Source organism: Streptomyces sp. NPDC004647, from assembly GCF_040609575.1.
Lineage (GTDB): Bacteria > Actinomycetota > Actinomycetes > Streptomycetales > Streptomycetaceae > Streptomyces.
This window is the reverse complement of the sequence record NZ_JBEXKU010000018.1, coordinates 42,695-57,240: the sequence shown is the minus strand read 5'-3', so window position 1 is coordinate 57,240 and position 14,546 is coordinate 42,695. Positions and strand designations below refer to the sequence as shown.

At 70.8% G+C, this 14,546-nt stretch carries 12 protein-coding genes; 2 read left to right on the top strand and 10 right to left on the bottom strand.

What is annotated here, in order from left to right; translation table 11 throughout:
- Nucleotides 1–98: 98 nt before the first annotated feature.
- The 4 genes from ABZW18_RS10780 to ABZW18_RS10765 all read right to left on the bottom strand — a co-directional run bounded on the left by ABZW18_RS10780 (nt 99) and on the right by ABZW18_RS10765 (nt 4,346).
- Nucleotides 99–1,055, bottom strand: a complete 957-nt coding sequence (locus ABZW18_RS10780) for an iron-siderophore ABC transporter substrate-binding protein (RefSeq protein ID WP_356185079.1) — start codon at nt 1,053–1,055, stop codon at nt 99–101.
- 365 nt (nt 1,056–1,420) lie between these two features.
- Nucleotides 1,421–2,254: an ABC transporter ATP-binding protein gene (locus tag ABZW18_RS10775; protein ID WP_356185077.1), complete on the bottom strand. Its 834-nt coding sequence runs from the start codon at nt 2,252–2,254 to the stop codon at nt 1,421–1,423.
- Nucleotides 2,251–3,321 carry an iron chelate uptake ABC transporter family permease subunit gene (locus tag ABZW18_RS10770; protein ID WP_356185074.1) on the bottom strand — a complete coding sequence of 357 codons (1,071 nt, stop codon included), beginning with the start codon at nt 3,319–3,321 and terminating at the stop codon, nt 2,251–2,253. Before ABZW18_RS10770 ends, ABZW18_RS10775 begins: the two co-directional genes overlap by 4 nt.
- A complete protein-coding gene (locus tag ABZW18_RS10765) occupies nt 3,318–4,346 on the bottom strand; it encodes an iron ABC transporter permease (protein WP_356185071.1) in 1,029 nt (342 codons plus the stop codon). The genes ABZW18_RS10770 and ABZW18_RS10765 overlap by 4 nt, the downstream gene beginning before the upstream one ends.
- A gap of 514 nt (nt 4,347–4,860) precedes the next feature.
- On the opposite strand from ABZW18_RS10765, the gene ABZW18_RS10760 reads away from it, so the two are divergent.
- Nucleotides 4,861–5,667: a hypothetical protein gene (locus tag ABZW18_RS10760; protein ID WP_356185069.1), complete on the top strand. Its 807-nt coding sequence runs from the start codon at nt 4,861–4,863 to the stop codon at nt 5,665–5,667.
- Nucleotides 5,668–5,777: 110 nt separating this feature from the next.
- Here ABZW18_RS10760 and ABZW18_RS10755 read toward each other — a convergent pair whose 3' ends face one another.
- On the bottom strand, nt 5,778–6,236 hold the full coding sequence (locus tag ABZW18_RS10755) for an ATP-binding protein (protein ID WP_356185067.1): 459 nt from the start codon (nt 6,234–6,236) through the stop codon (nt 5,778–5,780).
- A 473-nt stretch (nt 6,237–6,709) separates the two neighbouring features.
- On the opposite strand from ABZW18_RS10755, the gene ABZW18_RS10750 reads away from it, so the two are divergent.
- Complete coding sequence (locus tag ABZW18_RS10750; protein ID WP_356185064.1) at nt 6,710–9,979, top strand: tetratricopeptide repeat protein; 3,270 nt, start codon at nt 6,710–6,712, stop codon at nt 9,977–9,979.
- Here ABZW18_RS10750 and ABZW18_RS10745 read toward each other — a convergent pair.
- From ABZW18_RS10745 to ABZW18_RS10725, 5 genes are all read right to left on the bottom strand, one after another.
- A complete protein-coding gene (locus ABZW18_RS10745) occupies nt 9,945–10,811 on the bottom strand; it encodes a DUF4394 domain-containing protein (RefSeq protein ID WP_356185061.1) in 867 nt (288 codons plus the stop codon). The two genes, ABZW18_RS10750 and ABZW18_RS10745, sit on opposite strands and share 35 nt — an antisense overlap.
- 242 nt (nt 10,812–11,053) lie before the next feature.
- On the bottom strand, nt 11,054–11,260 hold the full coding sequence (locus ABZW18_RS10740; protein ID WP_356185058.1) for a helix-turn-helix transcriptional regulator: 207 nt from the start codon (nt 11,258–11,260) through the stop codon (nt 11,054–11,056).
- A 10-nt stretch (nt 11,261–11,270) separates the two neighbouring features.
- Complete coding sequence (locus tag ABZW18_RS10735) at nt 11,271–11,594, bottom strand: VOC family protein (protein ID WP_356185055.1); 324 nt, start codon at nt 11,592–11,594, stop codon at nt 11,271–11,273.
- 369 nt (nt 11,595–11,963) lie between these two features.
- Nucleotides 11,964–14,186: a serine protease gene (locus ABZW18_RS10730; RefSeq protein ID WP_356185052.1), complete on the bottom strand. Its 2,223-nt coding sequence runs from the start codon at nt 14,184–14,186 to the stop codon at nt 11,964–11,966.
- Nucleotides 14,183–14,503 (bottom strand): trypco2 family protein, encoded by a 321-nt coding sequence (locus ABZW18_RS10725; RefSeq protein ID WP_356185049.1) that lies wholly within the window; start codon nt 14,501–14,503, stop codon nt 14,183–14,185. Before ABZW18_RS10725 ends, ABZW18_RS10730 begins: the two co-directional genes overlap by 4 nt.
- Between the last annotated feature and the right edge of the window lie 43 nt (nt 14,504–14,546).

Below are 14,546 nucleotides of genomic sequence, written 5' to 3'. Positions count from 1 at the left end.
AGTTCTTCCTGCGGTTCGGGGGCCTGCCTGATACGACTGCGGCCCAGGCCACGGAACATCCGTGGCCTGGGCCGCAGTCGTGCGCTCCCATACCGCCGTTACTTGAGGTTCTTCTCCATCTCGTCGAGGATCTGGTCGGCTCCGGTGTAGCCGATGCCGAGCATCCACAGGTTGTCGTCGACCTTGAACGCCTTGTCGTTCTTCACGGCGTCCAGCTTCTTCCACAGGCTGCCGCCGGTGATGCTGGTCTCCTTGGCCTTCTTCGGGTCACCGTAGGTGGAGTAGAAGATGACGTCGGAGTTGCCCTCGTCGATCCGCTCCGGGCTGACGTCCAGGGAGAAGCCGGTCTTGTCCACGTTGGCGGGGCGGCCGGCCTTCAGGTCCTTGAGCATGCTGCCGACGAACGTGTCGTTCATGTACAGGCGGGTGTCCGCGCCTTCGACGAAGCGGACGAAGCCGACCTTGGTCTTCTTCGCCTTCTCCGCGCCACCGAGCGCGGCGGTCAGCTCCTTCACATGCGACTCGTAGTCGGCGACGACCTTCTTCGCCTCGTCCTTCTTGCCGAGCGCGTCGGCGTGCAGCTCGAAGTTCTCCCGCCAGGTGGGGCCGGTCGTCTCGGTGAAGACGGTCGGCGCGATCTTCGACAGCTCCTTGTAGCTCTTCTCGTCGCGCTCCTTGCTGCTCAGGATCAGGTCCGGCTTCAGACCGCTGATTGCCTCCAGGTTGGGCTCGGCGATCAGCCCGACCTCCTTGATGCCCTTGATCTGGTCCTTGGGGAGGTAGGTGGACATCGGCGCGCCGGCCTCGGCCGTGACGGAACCGACCGGCTTGACGCCGAGGGTGATGGCCGAGTCGAGGGCGTCGGTGTCCAGCACCACCACGCGCTTGGGCTTCTCGGGCACGTTCACCTTGCCCATGGCCGTCGTCACGGCGTGCGTTCCACCTTCGGCGGATGCCTTCGCGTCGTCCTTGCCGGACCCGCACGCGGTGGCGGTGACGGCGAGCACGGCAACGACACCAACGGCTGCGGCGCGACGACTGAGGGATGGGGACATGAATGGAGGCCTTTCTTACGGGTGCACGGCTCAGCGCGGGGGGTGAACTTAGGTAAAGCTAACCTTATGCAGAGTTGGGGGGCAAGGCCGGTCCGGATCACAACTCGGACTACGACGACGGGGGCTGGCTCACGGAGCGCCGAACCGGCGCCGGTTCGCGGCACACGGCGCATCGGCCCAGGGGCCCGTGCCTGCCACTCCCCGAATCGGCACCGTGCCCACGACCCCGATTCCCCGGACTGCGCGCACACGTATGCGTGGTGATGCAGGGAGCACATGGTGCGAGGACCGACCACCCTGAGGTTTCACTCGACCGATCTGGCGACGACGAAGTGGTGGTACACCGAACCAGCCGGTCGAAGAGTTCAGCCGGCCTCTGCCGCTGCGACGGCAGTGGCGGGGGCGTCCGCCCGCCACGGGCTGCCGGGGACGACAAGCGGGCTGCCGGTCACCGGGTCCGGCACGACGACCGCTTCGAGGCCGAAGACGTCGCGTACCAGATCCACCGTGACGATCTGCGAGGGGCATCCCTGGGCAACGATCCGCCCCGCCTTCATCGCCACCAGATGGTCGGCGTACCGCGCCGCCTGGTTGAGGTCGTGCAGCACCGCGACGACCGTCCGGCCACGCTCGCGATTGAGCTGCCGCACCAGGTCCAGCACCTCCACCTGGTGGGAGATGTCCAGATAGGTGGTGGGCTCGTCCAGGAGGAGCACATCGGTCTCCTGGGCGAGCGCCATGGCGATCCACACGCGCTGCCGCTGACCGCCGGACAGCTCGTCGACGGGCCGCTCGGCGAGGGCCGTCACATCGGTGCGGTCCATGGCGTCAGTGACCGCACGCTCGTCCTCCTCCGACCACTGCTGCCACCAGCGCTGGTGCGGCTGGCGGCCGCGCGAGACGAGATCGGCGACCGTGATCGCCTCCGGCGCGACCGGGGTCTGTGGAAGCAGTCCGATGGACTGCGCGATCGTGCGGGTGGGTATGCGGCCCAGCTCCGTACCGTCCAGAAGCACCGAGCCGCGCCGGGGCCTGAGCAGCCGTCCGAGTGCGCGCAGCAGCGTGGACTTGCCGCAGGCGTTGGGGCCGACGATGACGGTGACCTGGCCGTGCGGGATGTCCAGGTCGAGGTCCTCCACGACCGTGCGCTCGTCGTAGGCCAGGGTCAGGTCGCGGGCTGTGAGCCTGCTCTCGGTCACGCTTTTCCTCCAGTACGGCTGCGGACAATCAGCCAGATCAGATACGGCGCACCGACGGCGGCGGTCAGCACACCCACGGGCAGCTCGACCGGCGCGAACAGCAGGCGCGCCGGCAAGTCGGCGGCCACCACGATCAGCGCGCCGAGCAGCGCCGAGCACAGCAGCGGGATCTGCGCCGTGCGCGTCAGCCGGCGGGCGATCTGCGGGGCGAGCAGCGCCACGAAGTCCACCGGGCCGGCCGCACCCGTCGCCACCGACGCGAGGAAGACGCCCAGCAGCGCCAGCCCGAGCCGGGTCCGCTGCAGCGGTACGCCCAGCGCGGTGGCGGTGTCGTCGTCGAAGGCGGCGCTGCGCTGTGCCCGTGCGGCCCAGACCACACAGGGCACCAGGGCGAGCAGCGTCCAGCCGAGCGGTGCGGCCTCGTCCCAACCACGCCCGTTGAGCGAGCCGGTCAGCCACACCTGCGCCTGATGGGCGACCAGATACTCGCCCTTGGTGATGAAAAGGTGGATGACGGACCGCAATGCGATGGCGATACCGATGCCGATGAGCACGAACCGCGCCGCGTGCAGCCCGCCGCGCCACGCGAAGAGATAGACGAGAACGGCGGCGGCCACCCCGCCCGCGACCGAGAAGTACGGCAGCACGCTGAACGAGCCGACGCCGAAAGTCAGCGCGCCGATGGTCAGGGCGCTTGCGCCCTGGGAGACACCGATGATGTCGGGGCTGGCGAGCGGGTTGCGGGCGACGGTCTGGATCAGTGCGCCCCCGACCCCGAAGGCGGCACCGACCATCAACCCGAGGGCCAGCCGCGGCAGCCGCAGCTCGCTCACGATGAATTCGGCCCACGACGGCCGGCCGGCCAGCACGTTCAGGACGTCGGCCGGCGCGACGGAGGTCTCGCCGAGGCAGAGGTACGCGACGCACACGGCCGCGGTCAGCACGGCGAGGGCACCGCCGACGACTGCCGCGCGCCGATGGACGAGGAAGGATCCACGTCCACGCCTGACGAGCGCGTACCCGGCGGGGCGTACGGCCGCCGGGCGCCCGATAAGAGAGGTCGTCATGCGCTCACCGCCTTGCGGCGGACCATGGCGATCAGGAACGGCACGCCGATCAGGGCTGTCATCACACCCGCGGGCACCTCGCCCGGCGGGAAGACGATCCGGCCGATGACATCCGACACGAGCAGCATGACCGGGCCGAGCAGCGCCGCCATCGGCAGCACCCACCGGTGATCAGTGCCCACGATCGCGCGCGCGATGTGCGGCACCGCAAGGCCCACGAACGCGATCGGCCCGGCGGCCGAGACCCCCACGCCCGTGAGCACCGTCGCGCCGATGCCGCCTACGATCCGTACGGTCGCCACGTTCTGCCCGAGCCCCTTGGCGACGTCCTCGCCCAGCGCCAGGGCGTCAAGACCCCGTGCCACCGACAGCGCCAGGACCGCGCCCACCACGAGGAACGGCCAGATCTGACCGGCCACCACCGCGTCCCGCCCGGCGATCGAGCCGACCTGCCAGAAGCGGAACTCGTCCAGCGTGGCGGCGTCGGTCGTCAAGATCCCCTGGATGACGGAGATGAGCAGCGCGTTGATGGCTGCGCCGGCCAGGGCCAGCTTCACGGGGCTCGCCCCGCCACGCCCGCTGGAGGCGACGGCATAGACGGCCACCGACGCAACTCCGGCTCCGAGGAAGGCGAACCACACATAGCCGGAGAGCGTGTGCACCCCGGCAAACGCGATGGCCAGCACCACGCCCGCCGCCGCGCCCTGGCTGATGCCGAGGACACCGGGGTCGGCGATGGGATTGCGGGCGATGCCCTGCATCACCGTGCCCGCCAGGGCCAGGCCCGCGCCGACCATCAGGCCGACGACGGTCCGGGGCACCCGCATTGACCGTACGACTTCGGCAGCTTCGCTCGTGCCGCCGTACAGCAAGGCATCGAAGACTTCACTCGGGGCGATCTGGCGGGCGCCGACGGCAAGGCTGAGCAGCACCGCAAGCAGCAGCGCGACTACGGCCGCGGCCGTCCAGCCGATGCGGCGGCTGACCAGAACGCGTCTTGGGCTGCTGATTGTGGCAGCTGACATCGCATCCATTTCGACGTGGCGGGGGATCTTGATGATCGCGAACTTAGGGAAACCTAAGTGTAGGGCATCCCAAGGTCTCGTAGCCGATTGCCAGGAAGCATGAGTGCCGCTGTGGTATATGCATCTGCCGCAGGGAAGGGGTTGGCTCACCTGGCGACCCGGAGCCTTCGACATGGTCTTCACCCCCGAAGCCGTACAGGTGGTGAAGACCCCTCCCGCCTTCCCGCAGCGAACGCCTACGCGGAACGATTCGTGCGCAGTGTCCGCGAAGAGTGCACCGCCCAACTCAGCCGCCACGGCGCCGATCTCGGCCCTCGCGCCTCGTTACGCCTGGCGGCCGGCGCGAAGGCCGTGGCATGGCGCCCGGCGCGAAGAACCGAGATGTGTGCCGATTCGCAGCGGGCGGAATGAGTCAGGGCCGCTCGGGCTGCGTATCGCCTGACAACACACTCGACCCGGGCGGTGTCCCCGACCCGCCCCGGCCACCTATGGACGTTGGTTGAGAGGACTGCCGGTGAGAGTCGACGACACCGAACTGCAGCGCGTGCCCGGTTCAGGTCCCGCCGGCGCGCAAGAGATCATGGACTCCTTCCAGGCTGTGCTGGACGCCCTGGACGCCGCACGCGCCGACCTCCGCGCGTTCGACGAGCAGGACTGGGATGGAATTCCGCCCGCGTCCTGGCGTTCCCGCGGCGAACCGGCCGCGGGAGAGGTGCGAGGGGGGCCGGGACTTCTGTACCCCGCGCCGCCGGCGGAGGTGGTGGAGCCGCTGTGGGCGCGCAGCGCGCAGCCGGAGAACGCCACGCCCTCCGGGGCGGGGCATCCGCTGTGGGCGGGAGCGGCAGACCCGCCGGTCGGCCCGCCGCCCCTCGCCGGTCCGCCTCCGGCACCCCCGAAGGCCGGCGGGCGCCACAGGGCCGCCCCGCGCAGAGGGTTGCGGCGCCTCACGGACAGGCGGGAGACACGTGCCGCCGGTGTGCTCGGGGTGAGCGCCGTGGGCGGATTGATCCTCGCCTCCTCGCTGCTGGTCAACGACGACTCCCCACCGCTGCTCCCGTTCACGCCCGCCGGGCAGCCCGACGGACCGCCGTCCGACGGACCGCCGTCCGACGATCCCGGTCCGTGGGTTTCCGAGGGCGCGCAGCCGGGTGAGGGCGCGCAGGGTGAGGGCGAGCCGCGCCGGGGCGACGGCGGCCAGGAGGTGCCCGAGCCGCAGAAGCGAACGTTCCAGGTTCCGAACATCTACAACGACGGCGAGACCGACGGCCGCTACGAGATCGAGGTGCGGGCGGGGGGCGTGGCCAGATTCCAGGAGTGGTAGGTCCACGCCGACGAGACGGTGTGGACGGGGACCGCAACCGCGGCGGTCTGGAATCGCTCACCCGGTAGCGCGCACCCGGCAGCCGGGAGGGGGCCGGCCGAAAGGGGCGGTCAGACCAGGGCGATCTCCGCCCAGACCGTCTTTCCCGGGGCGCCCTTGCGGGCGGTGACAGCCCAGACGGTGGCGAGTTGGGAGACGAGAAGGAGACCGCGGCCCGACTCGGCGTCCGGGGAGGGGACCGCGGGAGCCGTGGGCGGGACGACCCTCTCCGTGCGGGTGTCACTCACCTCGATACGGAGGACCGACGCGGTCATGGCGAGGCGCAGCAGGAAGTCCCGGCCGGGTACGTGCCCGTGGCGCACCGCGTTGGCCACCAGCTCGGCGGCGATCAGCGTCAGGGTGTGGTTGGTGTCCGATGCGTACGGGTGGCCCCACGCGTGGAGCCGGTGCGAGACCAGGCGGCGCGCGAGCCGCGCGCCGCGCGGAGTCGATGTGAACTGCATCGCGAACGAGCGCTCGTCGAGGGGACGTTGGCCGGTGGGAAGTGATGCCGGAGTCTGGCGGTTCATGATCTCGAGCCTGCTGGCTCCCACACGCTCTGACCAGCGCTTCCGGGTCTACGAGCTGGTCCTGTACGGCTTCCCGGGCACAGATGTCGGGGCCCGGGAAGCCGTACAGGACCATCGTGGGGAGCGGGTCCGAAGCCGCTGGAACTTCCCTGCGGTACGGGCTTCCTCATGGCGAAGCGTTGTTGTAGGCATTGCCGTCCAGCATGTACAGGTACTGGCCGTGGGCGGTGTGCCCATCGCCACCATGCATACCGTGATGATCCCGCACCAATGATCACGAACCGCAGGCGGGTTGCCGGTTACTGAGACACGCTCCTAGCGGGGAATTCGAAGCATGCTCTCCGCGCGAGCGGAGGTGAGCCGCAGTGCCGCAGTGCCGCAGTGGGCCGGAATAAGCCTTCCGGATATACCTCTGATGGCGATAGAGAAAGGGAAAGGTGAGGGAATTGTAAAACGGCGGGGCGGGGGAGCTCATGCGCGTTCAGGTACTCGGGCCGGTCTGCGCCTGGCGGGACGGCACACGCCTCGCCCTCGGCTCGCCCCAGCGCCGCGCGATCCTCGCCCTGCTGGCCGTGTCCCGTGGACAGCAACTGCCGTACTCCGGACTCGCGGACGCCCTGTGGGGCGAACGGCCACCGGCGACCGCGGCAAACGTCATCCAGACCCACATCAAGCACCTGCGCCGACTGTTGGAGCCCGGGCGGCAGCCTCGCGCCCCCAGCGCGGTGCTGCCCCGGCTCGGCGACGGCTACGCGCTGCGCGTTCCGTACGGCGCCATCGATCTGCTGCGCTTCCGGGGCCTGGTCGCCGCGGCGGAGACCGCACGGCGGGACGGCGGCCAGGAGCGTGCCGCGGCGCTGCTGGCCGACGCGCTCGGGCTGTGGCAGCAACCGCCCCTCGCCGACCTGCCGTTCCTTTCCGCCCACCCGATGCTCGTCGCACTGGCCGGGGAGCGTCGTGGCGTGATCGCCCAGTACGGCGAAGCCATGATCGCGGCGGGAAAGAGCGCCGACGTGCTCCCCGTCCTGGAGGAGGCCGCAGCCGCGCAGCCCTTGGATGAGGACGCCCAGGCCCGGCTCATCCGGGCGTACGAGACCGTCGGCCGACGCGACCAGGCGGTCGCCGTCTACCGGCGAAGCCACCGCCGACTGGCCGATGAGCTCGGTGTCGACCCCGGCCCTGAACTGTCCGAGGCCTATGCGGCCGTGCTGCGCCGCCGCACGGGGCGTCCTCGCGCTCCGGCCCCCGACCATGGCCAAGGCCACGGGCATGTCTCCGACTGGGACGCGGTCTCCGGCCCGGTCCCGGTGGACGTCGCCGGGGCGCTCCCCGCGCAATTACCCGCGGACGTGCCCGACTTCTCCGGCCGGGACACGGAACTGTCGGCCCTCGACCGGCTGTTGAGCAGGACGGGCGGAAGTCCGACGGCGATGGCCGTCTCGGTGGTCTCCGGCACGGCCGGGGTGGGCAAGACCGCGCTGACCGTCCACTGGGCGCACCGCACGCGGCACCGGTTTTCCGACGGCCAGCTCTACGTCAACCTGCGCGGCTACGATCCGGACCACCCCATGCCGCCCGGTGACGCCCTCACCCGGTTCCTCACCGTCCTCGGGGTGGCCGGTGACGCGATCCCGCTCGACGTCGACGACCGCGCGAGCCGGTACCGGACCGAGATGGCCGACCGGCGGATGCTGGTGGTCCTGGACAACGCCCTGTCCGAGGAGCAAGTCCGCCCACTGCTGCCCGGCTCGCCGTCCTGCGCGGTCGTGGTCACCAGCCGGGACAGCCTGTCCGGCCTGGTGGCCCTGCACGGCGCCCGCCGCATCGGCCTGGGCCCGCTCCCGCTGCCCGACGCGGTCGCCCTGTTACGGACGCTCGTCGGCGCGCGGGTCGACATCGAGCCGGGGCCGGCCGCCGCCCTGGCCGACCAGTGTGTACGGCTCCCGCTGGCGCTCCGGGTCGCGGCCGAACTCGCCGTCGCCCGCCTGCCGTTGCCGCTGGCGGACCTGGTGACGGAGCTGGCCGACCTGCAGCGGCGACTGGATCTTCTGGACGCGGGCGGCGACCCACGCGCGGCGGTGGAGGCGGTGTTCTCCTGGTCGTACCAGCATCTTCCCGCCCCCGCCGCCCGCACCTTCCGCCTGCTGAGCCTGCACCCCGGGCCGGAGGCCGACGCCCACGCCGTCGCCGCCCTGCTGGGCGACGCGCCGGGCGACACGCCGGGGTCGGGCGAGGGGCCGGGTTACACGCCGGGCAAGGGGACGGCCCACACACCGCGCGAGGAACCGGGCGAGGGACTGGCCCACGCGCCGAGCGAGGAGCAGCCGGGCCACGCACCGCACGAGGTGCCGAGCCACGCGCCGGGCGAGGAGCGGGCGGCCGCCATCGGTGACGGCCCGGACCGGGCCGCCAGGACGCTAGCGCTGCTGGCCCGCGCCCACCTCCTGCAGCCCGCCCGGCCCGGCCGGTTCGGCACGCACGACCTGCTGCGCGCCTACGCGTACCGCCTGGCCCGTACGCATGACTCCGAGGCCGACCGGCAGGCCGCGCTGACCCGCCTCTTCGACCACTACCTGAGCACGGCCGCCGCCGCCATGGACGCCCTCTACCCCGCCGAGCGGCACCACAGACCCACTGTCGCGCCACCGGCGTACGCCCCTCCGATCGCCGACGACCCGGACGCGGCACGGGCCTGGCTGGACACCGAGCGCCCCACCCTGGCCGCCATCTGCGCGGTGGCCGCGGACCGCGGCAGCCCCGGGCACGCCGTACGCCTGGCCGCCCTCCTCTTCCGCCACCTCGACGCTGGTCACCACACCGAGGCCCTGGAGATCCACCGCCACGCCCTGCGCGCCGCCGAGACGACCGGTGACCTGAGGGGACAGGCCCACGCACTGACCAACCTCGGTGTCGTGCACTGGCGGCTCGCCGACGCCGGATCGGCCGCGGACCACCTCGTACGAGCCCTGGAACTGCACCGCCGGACGGAGGACCGCACGGGGGAGGCCAGAACCCTGTCCAACCTCGGTAATCTCCACTGGCGGCTGGGCCGCCTCCGCGACGCCGCACGCGACCATCAACAAGCCCTCACCCTCTACCGGGAGACCGGGGACCAGGTGGGCCAGGCACGCACACTGACCAACCTCGGCAACGTCTGCCTGCGCCTTGGCCAGTGCGAGCAGGCGGCCGACCACCAGCGGCAGGCCCTCGCCCTCCACGACCTGACCGGTGACCGGATCGGCCGCGCGCGCACCCTCTCCCACCTCGGCAACGCCCTCCTGCGGCTGGGCCGGTACGAGGAGGCGGCCGACCACCAGCGGCAGGCCCTCGCTCTCTTCCGGCTCCTCGGACACCACGGCGGCGAGGCGTACGCGCTGTCCGGCCTCGGCGACATCAGGCTGGAGCAGAGGGCGTTCGAGAGCGCGGCCGATCACCATCGGCACGCCCTCGAACTGTTCCGTGAGAACGGGGAACGCTACGGCGAGGCCTCCGCCCTCAACGGCCTCGCCGAGGCACTCCACGGCGGCGGCCACTACGACGAGGCACTCGTCCACCACTCCACCGCCGCGACGGTCGCGGCCGGCACCGACGAGCACGACCAGTTGGCCCGCGCCCGCGCGGGCGCCGAGCGCGCCCGCCAGGCCCTTGCGACCCGTGAGCCCGCCGGGGGTGACTGTGGGGCGGGCTCACCGTTACTGATCGGGGGTGTCAGTTCGTGTCGAGTGCGATGGCTATGTCGGTGATGGCCACCGGGAACTGCCCCACGCTGACCGGGGACCCGGTGAGCACGTCGACGGTGTAGAGCGTCGACGTCGAGGCGCCCGCCCGAGTGAGCGTGGCGAAGGCCGAGAACGAGGTCGCCCTGCCGTTGGTCAGGTCGGTGTAGATGTCGAAGCCCGCGTTGGCGCCGGCATCCAGGCTGAGGTTGCCGGTCGGGGCCAGCGTGCCGTTGTTGGCCGGTGACTGGATGGCGACCTGGTCCAGGGTCGTGTTGATGTCGAACAGCGTGGTCGCGGTGTTCGGGTCCAGGTCGTTGTTCGTGTAGCCGGCGGCAGTGACGCCCCTGGTCGGCCCGCTGATGGGCGGGGTGGTCAGGATGGTGTCCTCGATCGTGGAGTGGTCGGCGAGGTTGTGCCGCAGGTTCTGGCCATTGTCGCTGATCACACGCAGCCGGTCGGCCGCGGGGTTGAAGTCGACCCCGAAGTTCGTGCCGTACAGCGCGACACTGAGCTGGGAGACCTTGGTGACCACCACGTCCGGTGTCGCGGGCGGGGTCTTGATCGTGTAGATGCCGCCCTTGTTGCCGACGCCGTACATCAGGCCGTCCTGCACGCGGTAGTCGATCCCGATCAGGGCGGTGTCGCCGCTGAGCCCGGTGATGAGCCGGAACCAGTCGAGCACCTGAGGTCTGTCGGTGGTGAACGTGGCCATTAACGTGCCGTCACTCGAGATCCCGAATGCCCGCAGGCTCGGGGGCGCGGCGTAGCTGGTGCTCGGGGTTCCCACAACGAGTGCCGCCACGGCGGTCGCGCCCGCGACGGCCGCGGCCATCCTCTTCTTGATCCTAGCTTTCATGGGTTGTTCCTCCCGGTGAGCGTGTGGCGTGGTAAAGGGATTGCGGCGTGATCCACTTGGCGAACCATCAGCCAGCGACCACAAGCTATGCGGCAGGACTGGACATCCACTGGACGGTGATTGAACTGCTCACACAGGTGAGCTGGTCATCGTCCTGGTCGAAGGCATCACCGTCGACAACTCCAGAAGGGATACGGCACGCTGGTACCGGGACCCGATGAAGGTGTGCTGGAGTTCACCGCTCACAGCGTGACCCCGGCGATGGCCGCCGCTCGGTACTCGCCAGGAGGGACTCCGTAGGTAGCCCGGAACGTACGGCTGAAGTGTGCCGCGTCACGGAATCCCCAGCGGACGGCGATCGCGCTCACCGGTCGGGCACACAGGGCCGGGTCGTGCAGGTCCCTTCGGCACTGCTCCAGCCGACGGAGCCGAATCCAGTTCCCGACCATCGTTTGCTGGTCACGACAGGCAGATGCAGAACTCGTTGCCTTCCGGGTCCTGCCAGACCTGCCAGAGGTCCTCATGCATCTCCCCGACCGCTGTGGCGCCCAGTTCGGCGGCGCGGGCGACGGCCTTGGCGAAGTCATCGGCGATCAGATCGAAATGGATCCGGTTCTTCACGGTCTTGGGCTCAGGGACCAGTTGGAGAGCGAGGTCGGGGCCAAGGCTGATCCAGTCATCCTCACGGCGGGTGATCTCCAGTTCGAGCAGCCCGATCCAGAACCGGGCGAGCAGGTCGAGGTCAGTGGTGTCGATGACGATGCCGTTGAGGCGGATGCCCATGCTGTCCTCTCGTGGTGACCGGCCGGCCATGGACGGACGTGCCGAATATCGACCGCCGACGGTAGACACCAACGGCCCCACACTGCCTCGCCAGAGCACGCTCGACGCCCAGCGCGCGGCGAACCTCGTCAAGCGCTGCGCGAACTCGAGCGGTTCCTCGACGACTGCGACGAGACCACCGCCAATACCATCCGTTGCCCGCCGCACGTGTCATCAGCAGCGCGCCGCCGCGCCGAACAGCGCTGTTAACCGTCCCACCGTACGAGCGGTGTTTCACCTGTCAACTCCCTTGGGGCTGCGCCGAGTCGGCGACCTGGGGGCGTTGATTATCGGAAGGTATCCTCAAGCGGATCGATGGCTGCGATCGCATCAGCGCCCGCGCCGATGCCTGCCGGGAGGCTCGGGAGGGTCGTGGCGATCGGGATCGTCGGTTTTCCCCGGGTCGGGGAGGCCGATGAACTGCTCGGTGAGGGCGCGGTACGCCTCGGCACGTTCCCGCGGAGACCCGGACCGCACGCCCTGGGCAATGTGGCGGGGGACGCCGCCAGGGCCGGGCGGCCGCCGGGACTCGTAGTCCTGCCGCCCTCGGCGGTGCTCACCGTCCCAGTCGTAGACGACCCCGAGGCGGACGAACCGGAAGAGCGTCCCCAGGATCAGGACGAAGGCTATGGTCGCCGCGACGAAGCCGATGTCGTGCAGGAACACCCCCATGAGGCCCACGTATCCCAGGACGAGCAGCAGTCTCGTCACGCCGCTGAACACGACACCGTTGAACACGTCTTCACGATCGAGTCGGAAGATCTCGCGGGGGCTTCGCAGAGGCGGGCGATACGCACCGCCGAGCCGCAGCACGGCCTGCACCCGGGACACGAAGACCGTCGCAGCCAGCGTCGCCAACTGCCAGGTGATCGTCCCGGCGTAATCCGGATGCGTCCAGCCCCATAGGAGCCACGGGACGCACAGGGTGGCCGCAGTCCAGGGCACGAACCAGAGCGCCATACGCGCGACCGCGCCCAGCCGGGAAGCGGCCGACAGGCGCCGGGCCTCGTAGGCGGCCCACTGCTGGTCGCGGTGGGCGGCGGCGGAGTCGTAGGCTTCCTGTATGCGTTGGCTCTCCCAGTCGCGGGCGGCCTGTTTGTTCTGCTCCTGCGCCTGTACGCCGGCGAACAGGGCGTAGTCGGTGCGCAGCAGGATCCCGATCGGGGTATCCGGACCAGGCTCCCGCGCACGCAGCCAGTCGTACCAGTCGACGGCGCCCTCGGCGGGCGGTGTGACGCGGTCGCGGGCCACGCTCAGCCAGGCCGTGGCCTCGGGGCCGGGCAGCAGGGCGGCGAGCAGCAGTCCGTGCGCGGTGCTTTCCGCCGACTCGCGGAACTGCTGGGGCATGTTGGGGGCCTGCGCCGCCAGCTGCCGCCAGCTCGCCCAGACTTCGTCCCACGCCTGCTGGACGCCGTTCAGTTCGCACAACCGGGTGAAGCCGGCCAGCGCGTCCAGCAGACCGCCCGCGCAGAGGTCCCGGTAGAGGTCCGCGTCGGCTCCGGTGTCGTCGTCGAGGCGGCCGTTGCGGCACGCCTCCGAGAGCGACTCGGTGGTGACGGGCGTGCCGCGCCAGACCGGTGTCCCCTCGGGTTCGAGCCAGCGCAGCAAGTGAAGCAGCTTGAGGTCGGACGTGAGCTCGGCGCTCGTCAGTCGGCGGTCGACCAGCTCCAGGCGGCCCTCCACGTCGTCGGTGGCGGGGTCGTCGAACTGACGCAGCCAGGCGAGCAGGGTGCGCCAGCCCTCGGAGGGCTCACCGGGTGTGCCCATGACATCGAAGAATTGGCGGCGGGCGGCCGTCCAGTTGTCTCGTATGGTGGCGGCGAGGTCGCGCGGGGTGGAGTGCAGGGTACCGGCCAGGGCGAGAGGAGTGCGGTGCCGGGTGTCGGCCGACAGCTCTTCCGCGACGGGGGCGCCGCCGCCGTGCCGGGCGAGCGCGGACACGAACCCCGGATCGTCGAGCAAAGTCCTGCATTTGACGGCCTCAAGCCGCTGGTGGCGCCAGTTGCGCGGCGCCTCGGTGACGAGGCCCAGCAGATACCCGTACGCGAACAGCGCGGCGCCCGACATGCCCTCCCACGGCGACCCGCCGTGCGCCAGCTCGGGCGACACGTCCCGGATGTCCAGCACGTACCGGCCGCGCACCAGCCCCGATCCGGGACGCAGCGCACACTCGATGTGCTCGGTGTCCAATCGGTTGTCCTGCCGCGCGGCCCGGGGGAACCCCATCACCTGGCAGTCCGCGAGGGGATACCCGCCCGAAAGCCTGGCCCAGCGCACCGGGCCCATACGGGCCGCCGTCTGTGGGGGGACGAGGTCCCGCTCGGCGAGCAGCAGGGCGGCGTCACACTCGTCGTCCTGCCGTAACCACACCACCTGGCAGCGCTGGGTTCCGCTGCCGCGCACGGCCACGGCCCGCGGCGCGTTCTCGCCGCTCACGACATGGGCGGCGGTGAGGACCAGCCGGGCGGCGAGGAGATAGCCACTGCCACTACGGCCACTGAGGACGGCGGCGACCCTTTCGTGCTCGGGCCCGGTCCCGCGGCCGCCCGTCACGGCGCACCCGCCCCGGTCAGACCGGTGGCGTCGCCCTCGTCGTCCGCCGCGATCAGCAGCGGATCGCCGGTCGCCGCCTGCCGAGGCTCAAGGGTGAGGGAGATCCGATGGGTGCGCGTCCGGCTCACCGCGCCCTCGGTCTCCGCTGCGACGACGAACGCCTTAATCCCGCCGCGTGCACGGGCGTCCTTGCGCAGCTCGACGGCGAACTCCATCTGGATCGGACCCACTTGGAACGCCACTTCACTGCCGACGCCCTGCGCGGCGGCGCTCATCAGCTCGTCGCGCAGAACCTGAACGGCCTGCGCCAGCTCCATGTCCCCAGCCCCGGATCCCAAACCGCTCCCCCGATTGGTCGCA